Raw genomic sequence first — 19263 nt, 5'->3', positions numbered from 1 at the left:
ATCCCACGGGATCCGCCGGCCTCCTCATCGATTCCGCTGCGCTTCGCACTACCGCTTGACAGTGGCGTGGAACACATGCATTCTTTAATCAATCCCCCAAGTGAGACACTGTCCCACTTTTCTAACCCTAAGACAGAGAGGTCTTTGATGACTACCCCAACCATTGCCGCCCCCGATGCAGAGAGGCGCACGAAGGCCAAGAAGGCTACCGGCGTCGCCGCTTTCGGTACATTCATCGAGTACTACGACTTCAGCGTCTACGGCTACGTGGCCGCGACCCTGGCAATCGTCTTCTTCCCCGGCGACGATCCGGTCATCGGCCTGCTGAACACGCTCTTGGTGTTCGGCTCGGCATTTGTCGTCCGTCCGCTCGGCGCAGTGTTTTTCGGCCGCCTCGGTGACCGCATGGGCCGCCGGACCAGCCTGATCGCGAGCATCACCTGCATGGGTGTCGCCGCTACCCTGACCGGCCTCCTGCCGGGCTACGCACAGATCGGCGTGCTCGCCCCGATCCTGCTGGTGCTGCTGCGCATGCTCCAGGGCTTCTCCACCGGCGGGGAAATCGGCGGCGCCGCCGCCTACATCCACGAATGGGCCGCCCCGAACCGCCGCTCCCTCTTCGTCTCCCTCATTCCCAGCATCGCCCAGCTCGGCAAGGGCCTGGCCGCCGGCTTGGCCGCCCTCGCCGCGGCAATGATGCCCGCCGCTGACCTGGCAGCGTGGGGCTGGCGGATCCCGTTCCTCCTCGCCCTCCCTCTGGGCATCCTGTGCCTGGTCATGCGCCTGAAGGTCGAAGACAGCCCGGAATTCCAGGCCATCAACAAAACCACTGAAGGAACCTCCAAAGCTCCCTTCAAGGAAGTCCTCACCAAGTACCCCAAGGCACTGGCCAAGGTCACCTCCATCTCCCTCGTGCAAAACCTCGGAACCTACATCGGCACCGTGTTCGTCGCCGTCTACTTCAGCGAAGTCCTCGGCTTCACCAAGGGCGAGGCCTCCACCATCGTCCTCTTGGCAGTCCTCTTCGCGGCCCTCCTGATTCCCATGGCCGGCCAGCTCGGCAGCCGCATCGGCAGCAAGAAGGTCCTGCTCTGGTCCTACGTCGCCTACGTCGCCGTCACCATCCCGTCCTTCGCCATGATGAACCAGCACTCCTTCGTCCTGGCACTGCTCGGCCTGGGCCTGGGCATCATCCCCTACGCCCTCTGCCAGGCCGGAACCTACGGCGCAATGCTGGAGTTCTACCCCACCCGCGTCCGCCACACCGGCGTCGCGTTCGGCCACAGCGTTGGAGCAGTCATCGGCGGCGGCGCCGGGCCCTACCTCGCCACCTGGCTTATTGACCTGACCGGCAACACCTTCGTGCCCGCCTTTATCCTCGTCGGCGCGGGCGCCTTCGGACTGCTGGTTGTCGGCCTCACCGTGCGGGCCAACTCCGATCCCTCTTCCCATCTCTACCGTTAGGCCCCGCACCGTGACCGAAATCTACATCTCGGACGTCATCCACGAGGACGTCCTGGCAGACATCCGCAAGAACGCCATCGTGCACGTCGGCTACGGCCCCGACAAGGTCAACTACCTCGACATCAGCGAGAACATTGACGGAGTCATCCTGCGGGCGGAAACCTTCACCCGCGAAATGATCGAAGCCTCTCCCCGGCTGAAGATCATTGCCCGTCACGGGGTCGGCACCGACAACGTCGACATCCCGGCAGCATCAGAGAATGGTGTCTGGGTCACCAGCACCCCGGGCTCGAACAGCAACGCCGTCGCCGAGCACGTCTTCTCTCTTCTGCTCTCCCTGACGCGCCGAATCGTCCCGGCCGCTAACCGTGTCCTGGCCGGCACCTGGGCCGAGGGCCGCGGAGACCTGGTCGGTTTCGAACTCTCCGGCCGCACGCTCGGGATCGTGGGCTTCGGAGCCATCGGCAAGCGTGTCGCCGCCATTGCCACGGGCTTCGGGATGCGGGTGCTCGCCGCAGACCCCATAGCTCAGGCCGCAGACGTCGCAGCCGCGGGCGCCGACCTGGTTGAACTGGACACCCTGTATGACGGGGCGGACATCATCACCCTGCACGCCCCGCTGCTGCCCGGCACCCGCCACATGATCTCCACCCGCGAACTGGGCCTGATGAAACCCGGCGCCATTGTCATCAACACCTCCCGCGGTGGTCTGATCGATGAGGACGCACTGGTCACGGCCCTTACCAGCGGCACCCTCGCCGGCGCGGCCCTTGACGTGCTCGAAGCCGAGAGCATCGACATGAAGGACCCGCTGTCCCACAACAGGGTGCCCCTGCACGAAGTGCCCAACCTGCTCGTCACCCCCCACATCGCCGGCCAGACCCAGGAAGCATTCCAGGAAGCAGGCACCCGTTCCTGGTCAGAAGTACGCGCCGTCCTGGCAGGTGCAACCCCGGCGTTCTCGGTCAACGCCAACGACCTCCGCAAAGTCCCTGCCTGACCCGGCACACCAAACTCCAAGGAACCACTCGTGTACATCAACGCCTCCGCCGAAAACATCACCGTCTACCCCGAATGGCCCCGCCCCGAACAGGAGCTCGTACAGTCCCTCGCGGCCTACCCCCCGGCGCTGATCGGTGACGTACGCAAACGCCTGGACATGATGTCAGCGGACATCCGGTGCCTGACCCCCGGTGCCCGGCTGGCCGGGACCGCCCTCCCCATCCAGATTTGGGAAGGCGACAACCTCGCCATCCACCGCGGACTCGACGAAGCCAAACCCGGGGACGTCCTGGTCATCTCCGGGAACGCCGTCACCAACCGGTCCGTCTTCGGCGGCATCCTCGCCGAAATCTGCCTCCATAAGGGCGTCACCGGTGTGATCGTCGACGGAGCCGTTCGTGACATCGAAGAGATGAACGAGATGGGCCTTGCCGTCTTCGCCCGCGCCGTAGTTCCCGCCGGGCCCTCTAAAAACGGACCCGGGTATGTCGGCAAACCGGTCGCCTGCGGCAACGTCGTCTGCAACCCAGGTGATGTCGTCATCGGCGATCAGGACGGCATAGTCGTCATCCCGCAATCAGAACTTAACGAAACTCTTGCGGCCCTCCCCGCCCAGGAAAACCTCGAACGCCAGATCCGCGACCGGATCAAAGAAGCCGTCGCCTCCTAGCGGCCACCACGACTCCCTCCCCCCCGGCAAGAGCGGCAGCGGCCCCACATGGGCCGCTGCCTTTCTTTTAGACCAGAACCTGAAAGCCCATGACACTGAACCGAGCAACGCCGCGTAAACACGGTGACTGGAGCCTGTTGATCAACGCTTTGGTTGAAATCCGCCAAAACGGCCAGGTGATCAGAACCGGGTTCGTCGAAGACGTCACGCCCGACTCCTCCGTACTCTGGCTTGCGGCCGAACGCAACAACCCGCGCCAAATGTTCGAAGCGTGCCAAGGCCACCAGGTCTGGGTCACGCCCCAATCACTCTCCGGCGAGCTCAGCTACCGGATGACAACCAGGCGGATCTTCGGCAAGAACTCCACGAGCTGCACATAAGCCCCGGCCGGCATCACCGGGGGCTTACCTGGGTTTCCTGCCGGGTGCTGCGGCCTTGCGCGGCGGAGGTGATGAGGTCGCTCTTGGTCAGCGGCGCGCTCGTATGCAGTGCTGTGGTCCAGGTCGCGGTGTCGGTGACGGCGGCCCAGTTGGAGTGCAGCAGCGCCATAAGGGTCTCGTGGACGTGGCGTGCGGGCGCGATGCCGGCGTCGTTGGCGAGGTCGATTGCTCCGGTCGCGTCTCTGAGGACTTCGACGATGAATCCAAGAGGCTCGGCGGCCGCGGCGGAGGCAATCACGCAGTTGTTTGTCATGTAGCCAACGAGCGTGATCGTGTCGATGCCCTGTTCACGCAACCAGCCTTCAAGGTCGGTGTCAGCGAAGATGCTGGAGAACTGCTTGCTGATGCGCTTGGCTGCTACGTTCTCGTGGGCGGCTACTTCGGGGTGGTTCTGCCAGGTCGCCGATCCGGATGCGAAGACCGGGGCTTTTGCCGGGAGTTCGTGCTGGACGAGCACGACCGGCGTTCCGGTCTGCTCTGCGGCCTTGATCGCGGTCTGGATGTTGGCGATGGATTCATCGCGGGCTGGGTATTGAATCGGGAGCAGTCCGTCGAAGTATTCCTGTTGGGCGTCGATGACGATCAGGGCTCTGCGCGGTGCGGTCATGGTGTTCTCCTTTAAATGGGGTTTGGTTGTGAACGTCTGGAATGTTGCTATGGGAGGCTACTGCTACGCGGCCGAAAGCGGTGCCTCAAGGTGCGGCAGTGCGTAGTGATCGGCAATCAGGGTGATCCCGCGCTGGTCCAGGGTTGTTGAATGGCCGCCGACGACGAGCATCACCTCATCGACCCCGGTGCGCTCGTGCAGGGCTTCGAGACGGTCAGCGACAGTAGCGGCGGTGCCATGAAAACTGCGGCTGGTGTAGGCGTCGAGGATCTGCCGCTCCTGCATCGTTGCTTGGTAGGCCTCAACCTCGTCCGGAGGCAGGAGCAGGTAGCCCTCGCTCTTGAACATGCGCAGCATCGCCATCGCCGATGTTGCCGCCTGCCGTTTTGCCTCAGCCGGGTCATCGCTGATCGCCGCGGGCACGCTGACGAGGGTGTGCGGCTTAGCGAGCACGTCGGAGGGCTGGAAGCTCTCACGGTAAAGACGCATGGCCGTATCGATATCAGCGTCGCCGAACTGCAAGGCGAACGCATACGGTCGGCCGAGGTGCCCGGCCAGTTGTGCTGAGTACGGAGAGGAGCCCAGCACCCACACCTCCGGGAAGGTCGAGGGCGCAGGCACCCGGTTCTCCTTTGCCTGCCAGGGGCCGGGAACCGCGTGGACATGCCGGTAGGGGTGTCCAGGAGGGAACTCGTCGCCCAGGAAACGAAGCAATTCGAGCACCTGCTGTGGGAATCCGTCGTTGGCATCCGCGCCCCGACGCAGAGCCGCAGCAGTCGCCCTATCAGTGCCGGGGGCGCGTCCCAGCCCGAGATCGATCCGGCCCGGGGCGAGAGCCTCCAGCATTCCGAACTGCTCGGCGATCAGCAACGGGGAGTGGTTAGGCAGCATCACCCCTCCGGCGCCAAGGCGGATGCGCGTTGTCTCCGCGATGAGGCGGGCGACCATCAACGGCGGTGAAGACACCGAGGTCGCCCCCATCGCATGATGCTCAGACATCCAGAACCGGTGATAACCACGCCGGTCCGCCGTCCGCGCCAGCGAGATCGTGCCAGCGAGCCCCTCCTCAGCGGTCATCCCGACACCGGTGCCGCCAGCGGAAAGCACGGACAGTGTGAACGGGGCCGTGCCAGATGGTCGACCGAACTTCATACAAACTCCTCATGGAAAAACATGCACTTTGGCGTGATTGGAGCGTAGCAGTTGCCTCACGGTTAAATGAAACTGATACCATGAGAACCATGTCGGAGACACTGCTAGCAGCCGTACCAGGCGCCGAAGAGCATCCCTGTCTCGCGCTGGTCAACAGCGCAAGCGAACTGCCCGGAGGCAAACGCTACGACGAATTGGACGGTCCTGACGACGCCGCGGCTTGGCTGAGAGCACACGATCTCATCGCACCGGACACTGTGCTGCACGAGCACTGCCGGGGCAGGCTCGCAGACCTGCGCGCAGACCTGCGCGATCTCTTCACCGCGCACACCGCTGGCGACGTCCCCACCGCAGCGGCCGTGCATGCTGTTAATCGTGCGCTGACCTGCGCCCCCGGCGCGCTGCTTTTACGGTTCGATCCGGCGGCCGGGTTCACCCGGTGCGCCAAGCATCCCGTGACACAGGTCGTCGAGCACGTCATGGCCGTCATCGCCGATGATGCCGCCTCCCTGCTAAGCGGCGACCAAGCATCGCTGCTCGCCTCCTGCGAAGCAGACGCGTGCGAACGATTCTTCCTCCGCACCCACGCGCGACGGCAATGGTGCTCAACCCGCTGCGGCGACCGAGTCCGCGCCGCACGCGCCTACGCACGCAAACGCGCGATACACAGCGCGTGAAAAAGCGGGCGCCAAAGCCGCCCTCCCGTCCGGGATTATGGCCAGAACCCGAACCGGTCGATGGCTCGGGTTCTGGCCTTGATTAGCTACCGAGGCTAGGCGAGGCTAAGCGTGGTATCCCGTGTGGCGCCTGCCTTCGCGTTACTCAGTCCCCTTCGGCGATGCTTCTCATCGCTTTCCACCCGTGGGTGACTCCGCCGCCGGCACGCAGTGCGGTAGCAACCATGACGGCCTCCGCAATGTCTGCTTTGGAGGCTCCTGCGGTGACGGCACGCTTGGTGTGATCCTCGATGCAGAAGGGGCATTGTGTGGTGATTGCGACACCGACTGCGATGAGTTCCCGGACAAGGGGGTCAAGGCCGCCGGCCTTCTTGCCGAAAACCGCCTTGTCGAACGCGAAGAACGCGGAGACCATCTCCGGCGCGCTTTCCTTCAGATCCTTCATGTACCGGGCATCTGCCTGGTGATCATGCATTAGTTAGCCTTTCATTGGGTGGCGGGTACTGCTGTTGCTGATGTTGTGGGCGGGCGGCAACCATGAGGGCGACGATGAATGCGGCGGCCACGATGGCTCCGCTGCTCCGGCGGTGGTGTAGCCGTCGACGATTTTGTTAGTAGACATAGGTTTCGACACACCGAGTTGGGACGGGGGAAGACTGCGGCCGCCGCGATCGGCTTGGGCTCCAGCGACCGATATGCCCGCCGCCCTGGTCGGGGGCTGGCATGCCGGCGTTTCGTCTCGGGTGCTAGTGGCTCGGCTGGTCCACCGCAGCCACGGCGGACTTGCCATCGGCTTGTGCCGTTGGTTTGGAGGGCAAGGTGGTGGCCGCCAATATTCCGGCAGCTGCGAGCAGGCCGGCGGCGACGGCGAGAGCACTACCATACCCGGCGACCAGTTGAGCGCCCGCTGTTGCGCTTGGTTCGGACGTCCCGGTGACGGTTGCGGCGATGCCGGCCAGAACCGCCAATCCCAGGGCCACGCCGATCTGCTGGGCGGAGTTGAGCAGTGCGGAGGCAATGCCGGCCTCGTGGGATGCCGTGTTGTAGACCGCGGCCTGGGTCAGGGCAATGACGCCGAGGCCGAAACCGAGAGCCAGGACGAACATGGCCGGGGCAAGGCGCAGCCAGTAGTTCGTGTCTACCTGGATGAAGGAGAACCAGAAGGCTGCCGCCGCACTGAGCAGAGCGCCCCCTGATGCGATAACGCGCGGAGCCACCTTGTTCAGCAGTTTGGGAGCGCCGCCGGCTCCGACGACTATCCCGGCAGCGAAAGGCAGCCAGCCCGCGCCGGTCTGCAAGGGGCTATAGTGCTGCACCTGCTGGAGGTAAAGGGTGATCACATAGAAGGTGCCCATCGGTCCGACGGCCAGCAACAGCATGGACGCGTAGGCGCCGGCGCGGCCGCGGTCCCGGAACAAGCTCAGAGGGACCAGCGGTGTGCGGCTGCGGGCTTGCGTGGCGATGAATGCTGCGAGCAGCACCAGTGCGGCGCCGATCAGCCCAAGCCCGATCGGGTCGGTGAAGCCATCCTCCCCAAAGCGGGTGATGGCATACACCAGGGCGACCATGCCGCTGGTTCCCAGCACTGCGCCCCTGATATCAAGGCTGCCCGGGTGACGCTGCGCTTCAACAAGCGTGCGGCTACCGAGCAGCACCAGGATGCCGATGGGGATGTTGATGAAGAACACCCACCGCCAACCCAGGGTGCCGGTCAACACGCCACCGAGGAGCAGGCCGATCACGATTCCGATACCGGACATCGCGCCGTACAGTGCCAGGGCGGCGTCCCGCGTCTTGCGCTCGGCAAAGGTTGTGGCGATCAAGGCCAGGGCATTCGGTGCGACCAGCGCCGCTCCCAGCCCCTGGAGGGCCCGGGCGCCAATGAGCGCTCCACTGTTCAGGCCGAGACCGCCGACCAGTGACGCGAGCACGAAGATAACGAGGCCCGTTTGCAGGGCACGCCGTCGCCCGTAGAGGTCGCCGATCCGCCCGCCCAGAAGCAGCAGGGCACCGAACGCGAGGATGTAGGCGTTCACTATCCAGGGCAGATGCACGGCATCGATCCCAAGTTCCTGCTGGATGCTCGGCAAAGCAATATTAACGATCGAATCGTCCAGCACCAGCATCAGCTGCGCGGTCGCTATCACCAGCAGCGGCATCAAACCGCGTCGCTGTCCTGCCTTTTCAGTCACAACAATTCCTCTTCTTACTGGCGGGATCACAGCCGCACTTCCAAAGTTTGCAGCGCGATACCCCTAGGGGGTATATCGCTGCAACGATACCCCTAGGGGGTACCTGAGTTCAAGCCCGCCTTTGAAGTTCGAGCGCCGAGTGGCGGTCTCATTCGCGTCAGTTCTGCCTGGCAGGTGGCATTTGTGCGGCGATCCTGAGGGCTTCGGCCATTGTGAGGAAGGGCGCCCAAGTCGTCGCAAGCTGCTGGACGGTGAGGCCTGCTGCCAGCGCATACGTCGCCGAGGTGATGACTTCTCCGGCCTCCTCCCCGACCATGTGGGCGCCGAGGAGACGGCCGGTAGCTTGGTCGGAAACCAGCTTGAGAACCCCGGAGGTCTTCCGGTTGATGAGTGCCCGGGGCACGAACGCGAGAGGGAGCTCGCGTGTCTCGAACGGTTGTCCGGCGGCGGCGGCGGCCAGGGCGGGGGTCAATCCCACCGATGCCACGGCGGGGGAAGTGAACGTCACGCGGGGCAGCACTGTGTAGTCCACGGCGCGGGGCGCTTCTCCGAAGGCGTTGGACACCGCGGTGGTCCCCTGGGTTGCTGCCACGTATACGAATTGCGGGTGTCCGGTAACGTCGCCGGCGGCCCAGATGCGCGGGTGGGAGGTGCGCAGGTGCTCGTCCACGATGACCTCGCCGCGCGTCCCGACGGCGACCCCGACAGTTTCCAGCTCAAGCTCGTCGGTGACCGGACGTCGCCCGGTCGCTATCAGGAGCCGCTCGGCCGTAATGCGGATGGTGGTGCCTGTGGTCTCGACTGTGGCGAGGATGCCGGCATCGTCCGGCTGGACCTGTGTCAGGTTGGCCGCTGTCAGGATTTCGATGTCCTCTGCCGCGAGGGCCTCGCGGAGCGCGGCGGAGATAGCGGGATCCTCGAAGGGTGCGATTCTGTCCGCCACTTCGATGACGGTGACCTTGGTGCCCAGTCTGGAGAACAGTTGTGCCTGCTCCAGGCCGATGGCGTTGGCTCCGACGACAATGATCGTTGCGGGCAGCTCTGGTGTGGACATTGAAGTCGAGGACGTCAGGTAGTCCACGGTACCGATTCCTGGAATGGGCGGCACGAACGGTTGGGCGCCAGTGGCTATGAGGACGTGGTGGGCGGTGATCTTCCCGGTCTGTCCATCGTCACCGCTCAGGTTCAGGGAGACGCCGGTATCGTCGGCGCCGGAGAACGATGCCGTGCCTCGCCGGAGGGTGATGCCCGCCTGTGCTGTGCCTTGGACGTGGTCGCGCTCTCGCAGTTCTGAGATGAATGCGTCTTTGTCGGCGATCAGCGATGCCAGATCGACGGGGCCTGCAGAGGATGTGATTCCGGGGAAGCGGCTGCTGTGGGCGCCTGCCCGGGCGGCAGCCGCTGCCAGGAGGTGCTTTGAGGGCACGCAGCCCACGTTTAGGCAGGTGCCGCCGGGGTGGCCGCGCTCGATCATGACAACGGATTTGCCTTGGCGGCGGGCTTCCATCGCTGCGGCTTTGGCCGCGGATCCGGCGCCGATGATGGCCAGGTCGAAGGTCTCGTTTGTGGATTGGGTGTTCATGGATTCTCCTGTGGTCTGGTCCCGATGCGGTCAGGACGGAAGCGGCAGCAGCCGCCGGTAGATGGGGACGGCGATCGTTGCTGGTGCCACGTGCATGAGCGCTGCGGCCAGGGCGCCGGCTGTTCCGCCCTGGTCCAGCAGGAACAGATCGGGGATGCAGGAGGCCGCGACGACGGCCGGCACGAGCCAACTGAGCATCTTCCTGGGGTTTTTCGAGGCGGAACGCGTGACGGCCCAAGCCAGCGCTCCCACCAGTACCCCGGCTGCGGTCAGGACGGTGTAGGACACGGGATTGTGCGGCTGGAAGTCGCTGGGCGTGCCGGCGGCGCGTGCCAATGATGCGATCATGGCATTCGCGCCGACGCTGCCCAAGATGGTGATGCAGAGCCAAAGCGCGATGGACAGCGGCTTCGGCCGGGTGGATAAAGGGGCAGGGGTTGTGTCACCCATCAGTGTCATGGTTCAGCTCCAGGACTGGTCGAGGAATTTCGCGATGAGCGGCGCCATCTCCTGCACGTGCGTCTCGAGGGCGAAATGGCCGGTCTCGAAGAGGTGGAGCTCGGCGCCGGGCAGGTCCCGCAGATATGCCCGGGCGCCCTTTTCAATGAAGAAGGGATCGTTCCGGCCCCAGACAATGAGGGTGGGCGGAGTGTGCCGGCGGAGCCAGTGCTGCCACCGGCCGTAGCTTGCGATGTTGTTGTGGTAATCGAAGAGCAACGAGAGTTGGGCGTCCTTCCGGCCCGGGAGCTCCAGGAAGTGCTGGTCGAGCGTCCATCCCTCCGGGGCGACCAAACCGGGGTCGGTAACCCCTGTTTCATACTGGCTGCGCGTTGCGGCAAGGGTAAGAAGGTCCCGCAGTGTCCGGATGGCGGCAGGATCGTCGGCATCCATGGTGAGGATTCCGCCGGCGGCTTCTGACAGCCCTTCCTCGTAGGCGTTGCCATTCTGCACCACCAGCCCGGCGATCCACTCGGGATGCCTTTCGGCGATACGGAACCCGACCGGGGCGCCGAAGTCGAAGACATACATCGCAAACCGGGACAGCCCCAGCTGCCGGGCGAAGTTTTCGATGACGTCCGCGAGGCTGTCGAACGTGTAAACGAACTCCTCGGGGACCTCGGTATGGCCGAATCCCGGCAGGTCGGGCGCGATCACCCGGTAGCGCGAGCCGAGCGCGTCAATGAGACGGAGAAACTGGTGGGATCCCGAGGGGAAACCATGCAGGAGCAGCAGGACCGGTGCGTCCGCTCGCTCTGGGCGTGATTCGCGGAAAAACACCCGAACGCCGTCGACCTCGACATGGCGGTGGTCGATATGGGGTAAAGCTTGGATCAAGACTAACTCCTTGTTTCGTCTTTTATGCATTAGTCGAACGGGATTTGAGTCTAACCCCTAAAACTGGGTGCTGTAGCATTAGACCTATGAGTGACCTTGCCCCTTTGGTTGGGGAGCCGCTGGCTCTGGACCTGGTCAATACCCGTTTCGCGCAGGGTGACTTCCTTGCCACGCCGGAGGATCTGTGCGCCTGGTTGGTCCTACAGGGCGATCGTTGTCCGGAGGTTCTCCCGGGAAGCGTCGGCTTGGCGGAGCTGGCTGCCGTTCAATGCGTCCGTGAGTGCGCGGCCCGAGCTATCGACTGTGCCCGCCAGAGCATCCCGCTCAGGCAGGAGGACGTCGAGGCAGTCAATCGGGTGGCGCGGGGGGCTCCTTGTGTCCTCGAGTTGGTGGCCAACGCGGAAGGGATCAGTTCCAGCCGGCGGCGTCTTGGCTCAACGGCCGAGCGACTGGCTGCATGGCTCGCTGAAAGCCTCGTTGAACTCCTCACGGACCCCGCGCTTCTCCGGATCCGGCAGTGCGAGGCCGAAGACTGCGTCTTGCTCTTTCTCCCCTCCAACCCACGTCGCCGCTGGTGTTCTCCCAGTCGCTGCGGAAATCGGATGCGGGTCGCCCGCCACTATCAGCGGCACAAGGCCGGATAGGCCGACCGTCGCGCGGCAGGCGCCTCCGGTGTCCTGTAGCAGCATGTCCAAAGGTTTACTGGCAGAAGAAAAGCAGACAGCTGATGGCGCCATCGAAGCCACCAATCACGCAGACAGCCCGCCGGGTCGAGGCGTGGGGACGCGGAGCGATGAGGCCGTGACGGTTTCCTTGGGCCACTGAAGCTCTGCGGTGCTGAGTCGGCACGGCGGCCTGCTCAGCACCGCAGAGCTGAAAGTGAGGCAGAGGGCAGGGATCAGGTCATCGTGCCCGGTTGCTCTCACCTGGTGCATGCCCTCAGATCAGCAGGCTTGGGCGTACTTGTCGGGGTCGGCGTCGAACGCCGGGCCACAACCGGGGCAGCAGAACCAGTACCGCTGGCCCTTATGGTCGCGAAGAGACCCTTGGCTTCGGCTTCGGCCTTGACCACGGGAGTGCCGGCCATGACCTGACAGTAGGCCGTGGTCTCTTCGGCCTGTTCGGGGCGGGTGGTCAGGCTCAGGTCCTGGGCCCGGGTGGTGGTGGTTTTGCCGCCGCAGCAGCTTCCGGTGTTCTGTCCCATGAGTGGTTTCCTTTCGGGTTGGGCGTGATGGGTTAGGCGTCCACCGGTCGCTGCACGCGCGGGCGGGCAGGGGCCGGTGACGGGTTGGCCGACTGGCTCTTGAAAGAGCGCAGGCGGAGGCTGTTGCTGACGACGAAGACGCTGGAGAAGGCCATCGCGGCACCGGCGAGCATCGGGTTGAGCAGGCCGAATGCTGCCAGCGGGATCGCGGCCACGTTATAGGCGAAGGCCCAGAACAGGTTGGTCTTGATCGTGCCCAGGGTCTTGCGGGCCAGGCGGATAGCGTCGGCTGCCGCGCGCAGGTCCCCGCGGACCAGGGTCAGGTCTGCGGCTTCGATGGCGGCGTCGGTGCCGGTGCCCATGGCCAGGCCCAAGTCTGCCTGGGCCAGGGCCGCGGCGTCGTTGACGCCGTCGCCGACCATGGCAACGACCTTGCCTTCCTTTTGGAGCCGCTTGATGATGTCGACCTTGTCCTGGGGCAGGACTTCGGCGATGACCTGTCCGATGCCGACCTCGGCTGCGACCTGTTCAGCCACGGCCCGGTTGTCGCCGGTCAGCAGGATGGGGGTCAGGCCGAGGGCTCGGAAGTGGGTGATGGCCTCGGCGCTGGTGTCCTTGATTGCATCGGCAACTGTGAGCACACCGCGGACCTCTCCGTCCCAGGCGACGACTACGGCGGTTTGTCCGGCGGTCTCTGCCTGCGTCTTGGCGCTGGCCAGGTCCGCCGGCATTTCCAGGGCCCAGTCCGTCAGCATGGTTTCGCGTCCGACGATGACGAGATGTCCTTCGACCACTCCCTGCACGCCCCGTCCCTCGTGGTTGGCGAACGACTCCGGGGCCGGCAGGGCGCCGACCCGCTCGGTGGCGCCGCGGGCGATAGCCTGGGCGATGGGGTGCTCGGAGGCGTCCTCCAGTGCCCCGGCGACGCGGAGCAGTTCATCAGTGTCGGTGCCGGGTGCGGTGTGCACGCCCTGCAGCGTCATTTTGCCGGTGGTGACGGTGCCGGTCTTGTCCAGCACGATGGTGTCGCCCTTGCGGGTGGATTCGAGCACTTCCGGGCCCTTGATCAGGATGCCCAGCTGGGCGCCGCGGCCTGTGCCGACCAGCAGCGCGGTCGGGGTGGCCAGGCCGAGGGCGCAGGGGCAGGCGATGATGAGCACGGCCACGGCGGCGGTGAACGCCGCGGTGGCCGGGAATCCGGCGCCGAGCCATGCGGCCAGGGTGGCCACGGCGATGGCGATGACGATGGGCACGAAGACTCCGGAGACCTGATCGGCCAGCCGCTGCACTTCAGCCTTGCCGGACTGGGCGTTTTCCACGAGCCGGGCCATCTGTGCCAGCTGGGTGTCGGATCCGACGCGGTTGGCGCGTACTACAAGCCTGCCGCCGGAGTTTACGGTCGCTCCCGTCACCGCGTCGCCCTCTAAGACTTCCACTGGCACGGACTCACCGGTGAGCATTGACGCGTCCACCGCGCTGCGGCCGCTGACGATGATGCCGTCGGTGGCGATCTTTTCCCCGGGGCGGACCACGAACTCGTCGCCCACGGCGAGCTGATCGGTGGGGATACGGGTTTCAACCCCGGCGCGCAGCACGGCCACGTCCTTGGAACCCAGCTCCAGCAGGGCGCGCAGTGCGGCGCCGGCCTGGCGCTTGGAGCGCTTCTCGAAGTAGCGTCCGGCCAGGATGAACATGATCAGCCCGGCGCCGACCTCCAGGTAGATGTTGCCCGCTCCGTTGGTCGGCGTCACCGTCAGCTCAAAGGGATGGGTCATGCCCGGGGTTCCGGCGGTGCCCAGGAACAGGGCATAGATCGACCACAGGAACGCTGCAGCCGTGCCCATGGAGACCAGGGTGTCCATGGTGGCGGTGCCGTGGCGCAGGTTCGTGAGTGCCGCCTTGTGGAACGGCCAGCCCGCCCAGAGGATCACCGGAGCGGCCATCGCCAGGGACAGCCACTGCCAGTACGTGAACTGCAGGGCAGGGATCATTGCCATCGCAATGACCGGAATCGCCAGAATCGCACTGCCGATCAAACGGTGTTTGAGGGCCAGCAGCTCGGTATCGGGGCGGTCGGTGGCCGCTGCGCTCTCGGTCTCCTGCTTCGTGGCGGGCACGGTAGCCGTGTAACCGGCCTTCTCGACTTCGGCGACCAGGGCCTGCGGATCGTATCCGGCAGGAGCGTTGACCCGGGCCTTCTCCGTTGCGTAGTTCACCGTGGCGGTGACGCCCTCAAGCTTGTTGAGCTTCTTTTCGATCCGGTTGGCGCACGAAGCGCAGGTCATGCCGCCGATCTCGAGTTCGATACCGGTGTCCAGCACCTGGTACGGGGCCGGGGATTCAGACATTAGATGCTTCTTTCTGCGGATGCTGGCCCGCTCGGGGCCCGTGGGGTAGATCGATGGGGTGGTCAGGGTCAGTGACCGCTGTGCCCCTCGTCGGTGTTGCTGTCGGCGCCTGTGCTGCTGTCGGGGATGGTTTGGGCAGACCCGGTGGTGTCAAGGACGAACCGGGCGCTGTGGACCTGTCCGTCAACCTGGAAATCAAAGTAGAGGTAGTACCGTCCAGGGGTGGGGGCTGTGGTGGCGAACTGCACGTCCGGTCCGGAGACTTCTCCCCTGACCGGTTCGGCCCCTTCGGGGTGCACGTGCAGGTAAGCCAGGTCCCCTTCACGCAGCGCCACAAGGTGGCCATAGGCGCCCAGGTAGGGTTCCAGGCTGGTCACCGGCTTGCCGTCGCGCGTGACGCTGACCGTCAGCGCCGAGGACGAGCCGGCTGAGAGGTCACCGTTCAGGGAAACCTGGAAACCATCGATCTCGTCGGTGGTGACAGGGGCAAGGGCTTCCGGATCAAAGGTCCCCGCCACATCCACCGTCCGGGTCAGGGTCATGCCCGTGGCAGAACCGCCCGGTTTGATGTCGGCAAAGATCCGGTAGGTGCCGGCGGCCTTCCATTGCCACGGCAGGGACCAGCGGCCGGCCGGATCCATCACCGGATGTACGTGGCGATACTGTGTGCCGTCAGAGCGCACCACGATCAGGTGCAGGGCTTTCTCATGCTCGGCCTCAAAGTCGGTCACCGGCACGCCGTCAAGGCCGCGGACCGTAAACGACAGCTGCCCGGCTTGCCCGACCACACCGGGTGCTGAAACCTCCTGCAGCACGTAGCCGCCCTGCTCCACCGATACGCCCGGGGTTGTTGGCCCATCTGTACTGGCCGATGCTGCTTTGTGACCGCCGGTTCCGTGGTGATCCATGCCGTGTCCTTCCGCTGATTGTGTCCATGCCGCTACCGTCTCTTTCGGCACGGCGGCTCCTGCTGCGGCAAAGGCCCCGGTGAACACCACTGCCAACCCCGCTGCGTATGCCCCCAGGCGTCCGGCAGCGTTCATGCCGCCGGCACCGCCCGGTAGCCGGCTTCCTCGATCGCCGCAACGATGGCGGCCTGCTCCAACGGCCGGTTGTTGGTTACGGTCAGCCTGCCCGTCCGGTGGCTGACCTCCACCGACTCCACGCTGGGAATCTCCTGAACCTCTTCCCGTACGGACAGTTCGCAATGTCCACAGGTCATGCCGGTCACTTCGAATTCACTGGTGTTCATGGTCGGACCCCTTCTACTCCGATACCCCCTGGGGGTACTAACAATTAGACATTTATACCCCCAGCGGGTATATGAGTCAAAGGCGTGCTCGGGAAGATCTTCGGATCGGGCACCAAGGTCCCGTCCGCGGCGCCGGACCCTTGGCCTATTTCAAGGCGCAGGCATGGGGGGAATGGTTGAGTGCCCAAAAGGCTTGTATAACCAGGAGGGGGACGTATACCCTTGGGGGGTATCCCTAAGGAAGGATAAGCGTGAACTCGCGCGACCGCATAGCTGCCAATGCCACCCTGCACTGCCTGACGGGCTGTGCTATTGGTGAGATCCCGGGCCTCATGATCGGCACCGCATTCGGCCTCTCACCGGCATCACCATTCTCCTGGCCGTCGGACTGGCCTTCTTTTTCGGCTACGCCCTGTCTACACTGCCGCTTATTCAAGCCGGGCTCGGCTTCACTGCAGCCCTCAGCGTCGTCTTCGCGGCCGACACCCTATCCATAGCCGTGATGGAGATCGTGGACAACGCCGTCATGGCCATCATCCCTGGAGCAATGGACGCCGGGCTGGTCAACCCGATCTTCTGGATCGGCATGATCGTTGCCCTCAGCGCGGCCTTCGGCGCAGCCTTCCCGGTGAACCGCTACCTGATCGACAAAGGCAAGGGACACGCACTGACCCACCAATACCACGAAGGTCACCAGGGCCACGGCGGGCGCAGGCACCATGGCCCCTCGGGCGCCAGTAGCGGCGGGCCGGGCTCCGGCGATGATCAAGGCGACCACTACTGAGCCCCCTACTAGGACCTACCGGAGCATCCTATGAACACCAACGTCCTGGCCGCCGGCTTGATCGGATTCCTGCTGGGCGGACTCGTAGTTTCGACCGCGGCTCAGCTTGAGAACAACGGCGCTGAAGTGCCGTCGCATTCCTCCAGCAGCCACCAGATACTCGATACTGAATATGAGACGGCAAGCCTCAGGATCAGTGCGCTCCCATGAGCGGGGTGATCCGCTGGACGGCAGCCTGCCTGCTGCGCTGCGCCGCTGACCTCACAGCCCAAGTTTTGAAAAATTCATCATCCTGCCGCACGCCCTCGCCGCATGCGTAAACGACTCACACCACAAGGACGAATCATGAGCATCTCCGCCGCAAAGCTGCCGCACACCCCGGACACCGAAGCCGGGCACGAGTCAGCCCACGGCTACATCACCGACAAAGACCGGTACCTGGCACGAGTAAAACGGATCGAAGGACAAGCCCGCGGCATCCATAGGATGATCGAGGAGGAGCAGTACTGCATCGACATCCTCACCCAGATCTCGGCCCTCAACGCCGCACTGCGCGGCGTCGCCATGGGACTACTTGATGACCACATGAAGCACTGCGTCCTCGACGCCGCCCAACTTGATGGAGAAGCAGCGGAAGCCAAGTTTAAGGAAGTTTCCGACGCCATTGCCCGCTTCGTCCGTTCCTAACCCGGCGGCCTCGACTACCTGCGAGGAGCACTCGGAGGCAACACGAAACGCTCCCATCCACGAATTTCTTGACCAAGCTTGTCCGGCTGAACTGTCCCAATGACTGTCGCCGGAGGATTTCCCAATCTGGCGCTTACGGGAAGCTGATTAGACAGCGTGTGAATGCCGACCTTATCTAGAGGCACTTCGTGCACTGCTCAAACAAAAACGCGTCCCGGATCACGGCGTCGTGCTGGTTGAAATCCACCAGGCTTGCGACGGGGTGTTGCTCAAAGTGGCGCAAACTGGCGTGCAGCCCAGTGTAGGCCGAGACTTCCATCGGCGGGTTGTAACGTGCACTGTGGACTAGTAACTCCCATGTGGCCGGTGCTTGACGGGGTCCGGACTGATGCGGCATTCCAATGGGATCCCGACGGGCTCTGTCAGGGTGACCAAGTGGGGGTCACCCTGACAGGGGAATGGTTACCTGACCTTCTTGACTTTAAGGATGGCGAAGGCGCCAAGAATGGTGCAGACGCCTGCAATCATGAAGAGGCTTGAGTAGTTGCCTCCGCCCACCAACAGAATCGTTGGAGCGATAGCGGGAGCAATGGATTGCGGCAGGGCGCTGGCGATGTTGAAGACACCGAGGTCTTTCGCGGCGTTCTTCGGGTCGGGCAGGACATCTGCCACCAAAGCGAGGTCAACTGCGAAGTAGATGCCGATGCCGATGCCGGTAATTGCCATTGCGACAAGGAACAGGGTCATCTCCGTTGACATGGCAACGACGAGCAACCCGATCCCGTACACGGCTGCGGAGACAAGTGTGAAGATCTTGCGGCGACCGCTGGCATCCGAGAGACGTCCTCCTACGACGCTGGAGACAATCCAAAGCACTGATGACACCAGGGTGGCGATGAAGATCTCATTCGGAAGATCGGCTTCGGAGACCTTAATTCTGTTGAGCAGATAGAACGCCTGGTAGGTGAGCAGGAACGATTGACCAAGAACAAAGAGGAAGCGGCTGATCCACGCCCACGTGAAATCGGGTGCCTTGCGCGGGTTGATGTAAAAGCTTGAGGCAAGCTCCCTGAATGACCATGCCGGCTTGTCTCCAGGCATGAGGCGCTTGTCCTTCAGGATGAACAGAAACGCAACCAGGAGCACGGCAGCGATAGCCCCAGGGAACATGAACATTGCCAGCTCGCCGAGCGGTGCCACCATCTGCACGACATAGGCACCGACCAGGAGTGCCGCGGGCAGACAGACACCGAGGATCCCCGAGACAGTGGGTATCTCCCCTACGCCCCACGCAATGGCGCCGCCTCGTTGCTGGTCTGCCAGGAGGGCTTCCTGATCGGTGGTGAGTTGAAGGCTTGCCCACCATTGGGGTGCCAGGATTTCGGTGCCGTGCATTAGGGAAAGTCCGAAGAAGGCATGAAATGCCATGGTGGCGAGCAACATGATCAATCTGAAGGGGTACGGTGACCGGCCCGGTCCGGGATCGATCCCGATGAGCACCCAGGCAAAGAGGTATCCCGTCAGGAGGAAATGGATGCACATCAACATGTGGCCGGCGTGGGTAGAGAGCGCAAGCTCAAAGAATGGACTGTAGTAGAACCCAACCAGCGTTTAACGAGTCACGACCGCGGGGTGGAACGACCTGCACCTACTCTGCCAGCCAATCCCAGACCAGCCACCCCAATCCTCACAGGCGTTAAAGCACGGGAGTAGAAGTGGATGCGAGAACTCCCGCCGGTCCGCCCGTCTGCACAAGAGCGGCAGAGCGCCGAACGTAGCGATGTAGGCGTTGGCGTGGAGTCCGGTAAGACCCCTGTCTCGGCGGCTATTTCTGTGGCCAACGGCATCATGAAGTGACGATCCGGGT

The 19263-nt window shown here is 64.1% G+C and carries 22 protein-coding genes; 10 read left to right on the top strand and 12 right to left on the bottom strand.

What is annotated here, in order from left to right; genetic code table 11:
• Nucleotides 1-147: 147 nt before the first annotated feature.
• From QFZ33_RS10850 to QFZ33_RS10835, 4 genes are all read left to right on the top strand, one after another.
• Nucleotides 148-1464: an MFS transporter gene (locus QFZ33_RS10850; protein WP_307027323.1), complete on the top strand. Its 1317-nt coding sequence runs from the start codon at nt 148-150 to the stop codon at nt 1462-1464.
• A 10-nt stretch (nt 1465-1474) separates the two neighbouring features.
• On the top strand, nt 1475-2464 hold the full coding sequence (locus tag QFZ33_RS10845) for a hydroxyacid dehydrogenase (protein WP_307027321.1): 990 nt from the start codon (nt 1475-1477) through the stop codon (nt 2462-2464).
• A gap of 30 nt (nt 2465-2494) precedes the next feature.
• Nucleotides 2495-3136 carry an RraA family protein gene (locus tag QFZ33_RS10840; protein WP_307027318.1) on the top strand — a complete coding sequence of 214 codons (642 nt, stop codon included), beginning with the start codon at nt 2495-2497 and terminating at the stop codon, nt 3134-3136.
• An 89-nt stretch (nt 3137-3225) separates the two neighbouring features.
• Nucleotides 3226-3516 (top strand): hypothetical protein, encoded by a 291-nt coding sequence (locus tag QFZ33_RS10835; RefSeq protein ID WP_307027316.1) that lies wholly within the window; start codon nt 3226-3228, stop codon nt 3514-3516.
• A gap of 13 nt (nt 3517-3529) precedes the next feature.
• On the opposite strand, the gene QFZ33_RS10830 is transcribed toward QFZ33_RS10835, so the two are convergent.
• Entirely contained in the window at nt 3530-4183 is a 654-nt protein-coding gene (locus QFZ33_RS10830; protein WP_307027314.1) for a cysteine hydrolase family protein, read from the bottom strand.
• 63 nt (nt 4184-4246) lie between these two features.
• Nucleotides 4247-5335, bottom strand: coding sequence for an LLM class flavin-dependent oxidoreductase (locus tag QFZ33_RS10825; RefSeq protein WP_307027312.1), 1089 nt, complete (start codon nt 5333-5335; stop codon nt 4247-4249).
• A gap of 89 nt (nt 5336-5424) precedes the next feature.
• On the opposite strand from QFZ33_RS10825, the gene QFZ33_RS10820 reads away from it, so the two are divergent.
• Entirely contained in the window at nt 5425-6012 is a 588-nt protein-coding gene (locus QFZ33_RS10820) for a CGNR zinc finger domain-containing protein (RefSeq protein WP_307027310.1), read from the top strand.
• A gap of 145 nt (nt 6013-6157) precedes the next feature.
• On the opposite strand, the gene QFZ33_RS10815 is transcribed toward QFZ33_RS10820, so the two are convergent.
• The 5 genes from QFZ33_RS10815 to QFZ33_RS10795 all read right to left on the bottom strand — a co-directional run bounded on the left by QFZ33_RS10815 (nt 6158) and on the right by QFZ33_RS10795 (nt 11121).
• Complete coding sequence (locus QFZ33_RS10815) at nt 6158-6487, bottom strand: carboxymuconolactone decarboxylase family protein (RefSeq protein ID WP_307027308.1); 330 nt, start codon at nt 6485-6487, stop codon at nt 6158-6160.
• 271 nt (nt 6488-6758) lie between these two features.
• On the bottom strand, nt 6759-8204 hold the full coding sequence (locus tag QFZ33_RS10810) for an MFS transporter (protein ID WP_307027306.1): 1446 nt from the start codon (nt 8202-8204) through the stop codon (nt 6759-6761).
• 157 nt (nt 8205-8361) lie between these two features.
• On the bottom strand, nt 8362-9786 hold the full coding sequence (gene merA, locus QFZ33_RS10805; protein WP_307027304.1) for a mercury(II) reductase: 1425 nt from the start codon (nt 9784-9786) through the stop codon (nt 8362-8364).
• A gap of 30 nt (nt 9787-9816) precedes the next feature.
• Complete coding sequence (locus QFZ33_RS10800) at nt 9817-10236, bottom strand: DUF6069 family protein (protein WP_307027302.1); 420 nt, start codon at nt 10234-10236, stop codon at nt 9817-9819.
• Nucleotides 10237-10248: 12 nt separating this feature from the next.
• Complete coding sequence (locus QFZ33_RS10795) at nt 10249-11121, bottom strand: alpha/beta fold hydrolase (protein ID WP_307027300.1); 873 nt, start codon at nt 11119-11121, stop codon at nt 10249-10251.
• An 86-nt stretch (nt 11122-11207) separates the two neighbouring features.
• Here QFZ33_RS10795 and QFZ33_RS23905 point away from each other — a divergent pair, with 86 nt between their 5' ends.
• Nucleotides 11208-11765 carry a CGNR zinc finger domain-containing protein gene (locus tag QFZ33_RS23905; RefSeq protein ID WP_373427257.1) on the top strand — a complete coding sequence of 186 codons (558 nt, stop codon included), beginning with the start codon at nt 11208-11210 and terminating at the stop codon, nt 11763-11765.
• 300 nt (nt 11766-12065) lie between these two features.
• Here the strand turns inward: QFZ33_RS23905 and QFZ33_RS23900 are convergent, their stop codons facing one another.
• The 4 genes from QFZ33_RS23900 to QFZ33_RS10770 all read right to left on the bottom strand — a co-directional run bounded on the left by QFZ33_RS23900 (nt 12066) and on the right by QFZ33_RS10770 (nt 15925).
• Nucleotides 12066-12218, bottom strand: coding sequence for a YHS domain-containing protein (locus QFZ33_RS23900; protein WP_373427345.1), 153 nt, complete (start codon nt 12216-12218; stop codon nt 12066-12068).
• 139 nt (nt 12219-12357) lie between these two features.
• Nucleotides 12358-14673 (bottom strand): heavy metal translocating P-type ATPase, encoded by a 2316-nt coding sequence (locus QFZ33_RS10780; protein ID WP_307027296.1) that lies wholly within the window; start codon nt 14671-14673, stop codon nt 12358-12360.
• A gap of 68 nt (nt 14674-14741) precedes the next feature.
• Nucleotides 14742-15581, bottom strand: a complete 840-nt coding sequence (locus QFZ33_RS10775) for a heavy-metal-associated domain-containing protein (RefSeq protein ID WP_307027294.1) — start codon at nt 15579-15581, stop codon at nt 14742-14744.
• A gap of 131 nt (nt 15582-15712) precedes the next feature.
• Nucleotides 15713-15925, bottom strand: a complete 213-nt coding sequence (locus tag QFZ33_RS10770) for a heavy-metal-associated domain-containing protein (RefSeq protein WP_307027292.1) — start codon at nt 15923-15925, stop codon at nt 15713-15715.
• 251 nt (nt 15926-16176) lie between these two features.
• On the opposite strand from QFZ33_RS10770, the gene QFZ33_RS23895 reads away from it, so the two are divergent.
• From QFZ33_RS23895 to QFZ33_RS10755, 4 genes are all read left to right on the top strand, one after another.
• Nucleotides 16177-16422: a DUF4396 domain-containing protein gene (locus tag QFZ33_RS23895; protein ID WP_373427256.1), complete on the top strand. Its 246-nt coding sequence runs from the start codon at nt 16177-16179 to the stop codon at nt 16420-16422.
• Nucleotides 16314-16709, top strand: coding sequence for a DUF4396 domain-containing protein (locus QFZ33_RS10765; RefSeq protein ID WP_373427344.1), 396 nt, complete (start codon nt 16314-16316; stop codon nt 16707-16709). Before QFZ33_RS23895 ends, QFZ33_RS10765 begins: the two co-directional genes overlap by 109 nt.
• 30 nt (nt 16710-16739) lie before the next feature.
• Nucleotides 16740-16919, top strand: coding sequence for a hypothetical protein (locus QFZ33_RS10760; RefSeq protein ID WP_307027290.1), 180 nt, complete (start codon nt 16740-16742; stop codon nt 16917-16919).
• 135 nt (nt 16920-17054) lie between these two features.
• Complete coding sequence (locus QFZ33_RS10755) at nt 17055-17396, top strand: metal-sensitive transcriptional regulator (protein ID WP_307027288.1); 342 nt, start codon at nt 17055-17057, stop codon at nt 17394-17396.
• 462 nt (nt 17397-17858) lie between these two features.
• On the opposite strand, the gene QFZ33_RS10750 is transcribed toward QFZ33_RS10755, so the two are convergent.
• The gene (locus QFZ33_RS10750; protein ID WP_307031767.1) at nt 17859-19004 is read right to left on the bottom strand and encodes an MFS transporter; all 1146 of its coding nucleotides are present in this window, start codon (nt 19002-19004) and stop codon (nt 17859-17861) included.
• Between the last annotated feature and the right edge of the window lie 259 nt (nt 19005-19263).

It is taken from the genome of Arthrobacter globiformis (genome assembly GCF_030815865.1).
In the GTDB taxonomy this organism is placed as follows: Bacteria; Actinomycetota; Actinomycetes; order Actinomycetales; family Micrococcaceae; genus Arthrobacter; species Arthrobacter globiformis_B.
This window is presented reverse-complemented; position numbering and strand designations above follow the sequence as displayed.

What these genes read in the sequence shown, in the direction of transcription:
- QFZ33_RS10755 (WP_307027288.1), top strand. Translation starts at nt 17,055, where the DNA reads ATGAGCATCTCCGCCGCAAAGCTGCCGCACACCCCGGACACCGAAGCC.
- QFZ33_RS10780 (WP_307027296.1), bottom strand. Translation starts at nt 14,673, where the DNA reads ATGTCTGAATCCCCGGCCCCGTACCAGGTGCTGGACACCGGTATCGAA.
- QFZ33_RS10800 (WP_307027302.1), bottom strand. Translation starts at nt 10,236, where the DNA reads ATGGGTGACACAACCCCTGCCCCTTTATCCACCCGGCCGAAGCCGCTG.
- QFZ33_RS10770 (WP_307027292.1), bottom strand. Translation starts at nt 15,925, where the DNA reads ATGAACACCAGTGAATTCGAAGTGACCGGCATGACCTGTGGACATTGC.
- QFZ33_RS10820 (WP_307027310.1), top strand. Translation starts at nt 5,425, where the DNA reads ATGTCGGAGACACTGCTAGCAGCCGTACCAGGCGCCGAAGAGCATCCC.
- QFZ33_RS10825 (WP_307027312.1), bottom strand. Translation starts at nt 5,335, where the DNA reads ATGAAGTTCGGTCGACCATCTGGCACGGCCCCGTTCACACTGTCCGTG.
- QFZ33_RS10775 (WP_307027294.1), bottom strand. Translation starts at nt 15,581, where the DNA reads ATGGATCACCACGGAACCGGCGGTCACAAAGCAGCATCGGCCAGTACA.
- QFZ33_RS10850 (WP_307027323.1), top strand. Translation starts at nt 148, where the DNA reads ATGACTACCCCAACCATTGCCGCCCCCGATGCAGAGAGGCGCACGAAG.
- QFZ33_RS10815 (WP_307027308.1), bottom strand. Translation starts at nt 6,487, where the DNA reads ATGCATGATCACCAGGCAGATGCCCGGTACATGAAGGATCTGAAGGAA.
- QFZ33_RS23905 (WP_373427257.1), top strand. Translation starts at nt 11,208, where the DNA reads ATGAGTGACCTTGCCCCTTTGGTTGGGGAGCCGCTGGCTCTGGACCTG.
- merA (WP_307027304.1), bottom strand. Translation starts at nt 9,786, where the DNA reads ATGAACACCCAATCCACAAACGAGACCTTCGACCTGGCCATCATCGGC.
- QFZ33_RS10830 (WP_307027314.1), bottom strand. Translation starts at nt 4,183, where the DNA reads ATGACCGCACCGCGCAGAGCCCTGATCGTCATCGACGCCCAACAGGAA.
- QFZ33_RS10835 (WP_307027316.1), top strand. Translation starts at nt 3,226, where the DNA reads ATGACACTGAACCGAGCAACGCCGCGTAAACACGGTGACTGGAGCCTG.
- QFZ33_RS10760 (WP_307027290.1), top strand. Translation starts at nt 16,740, where the DNA reads ATGAACACCAACGTCCTGGCCGCCGGCTTGATCGGATTCCTGCTGGGC.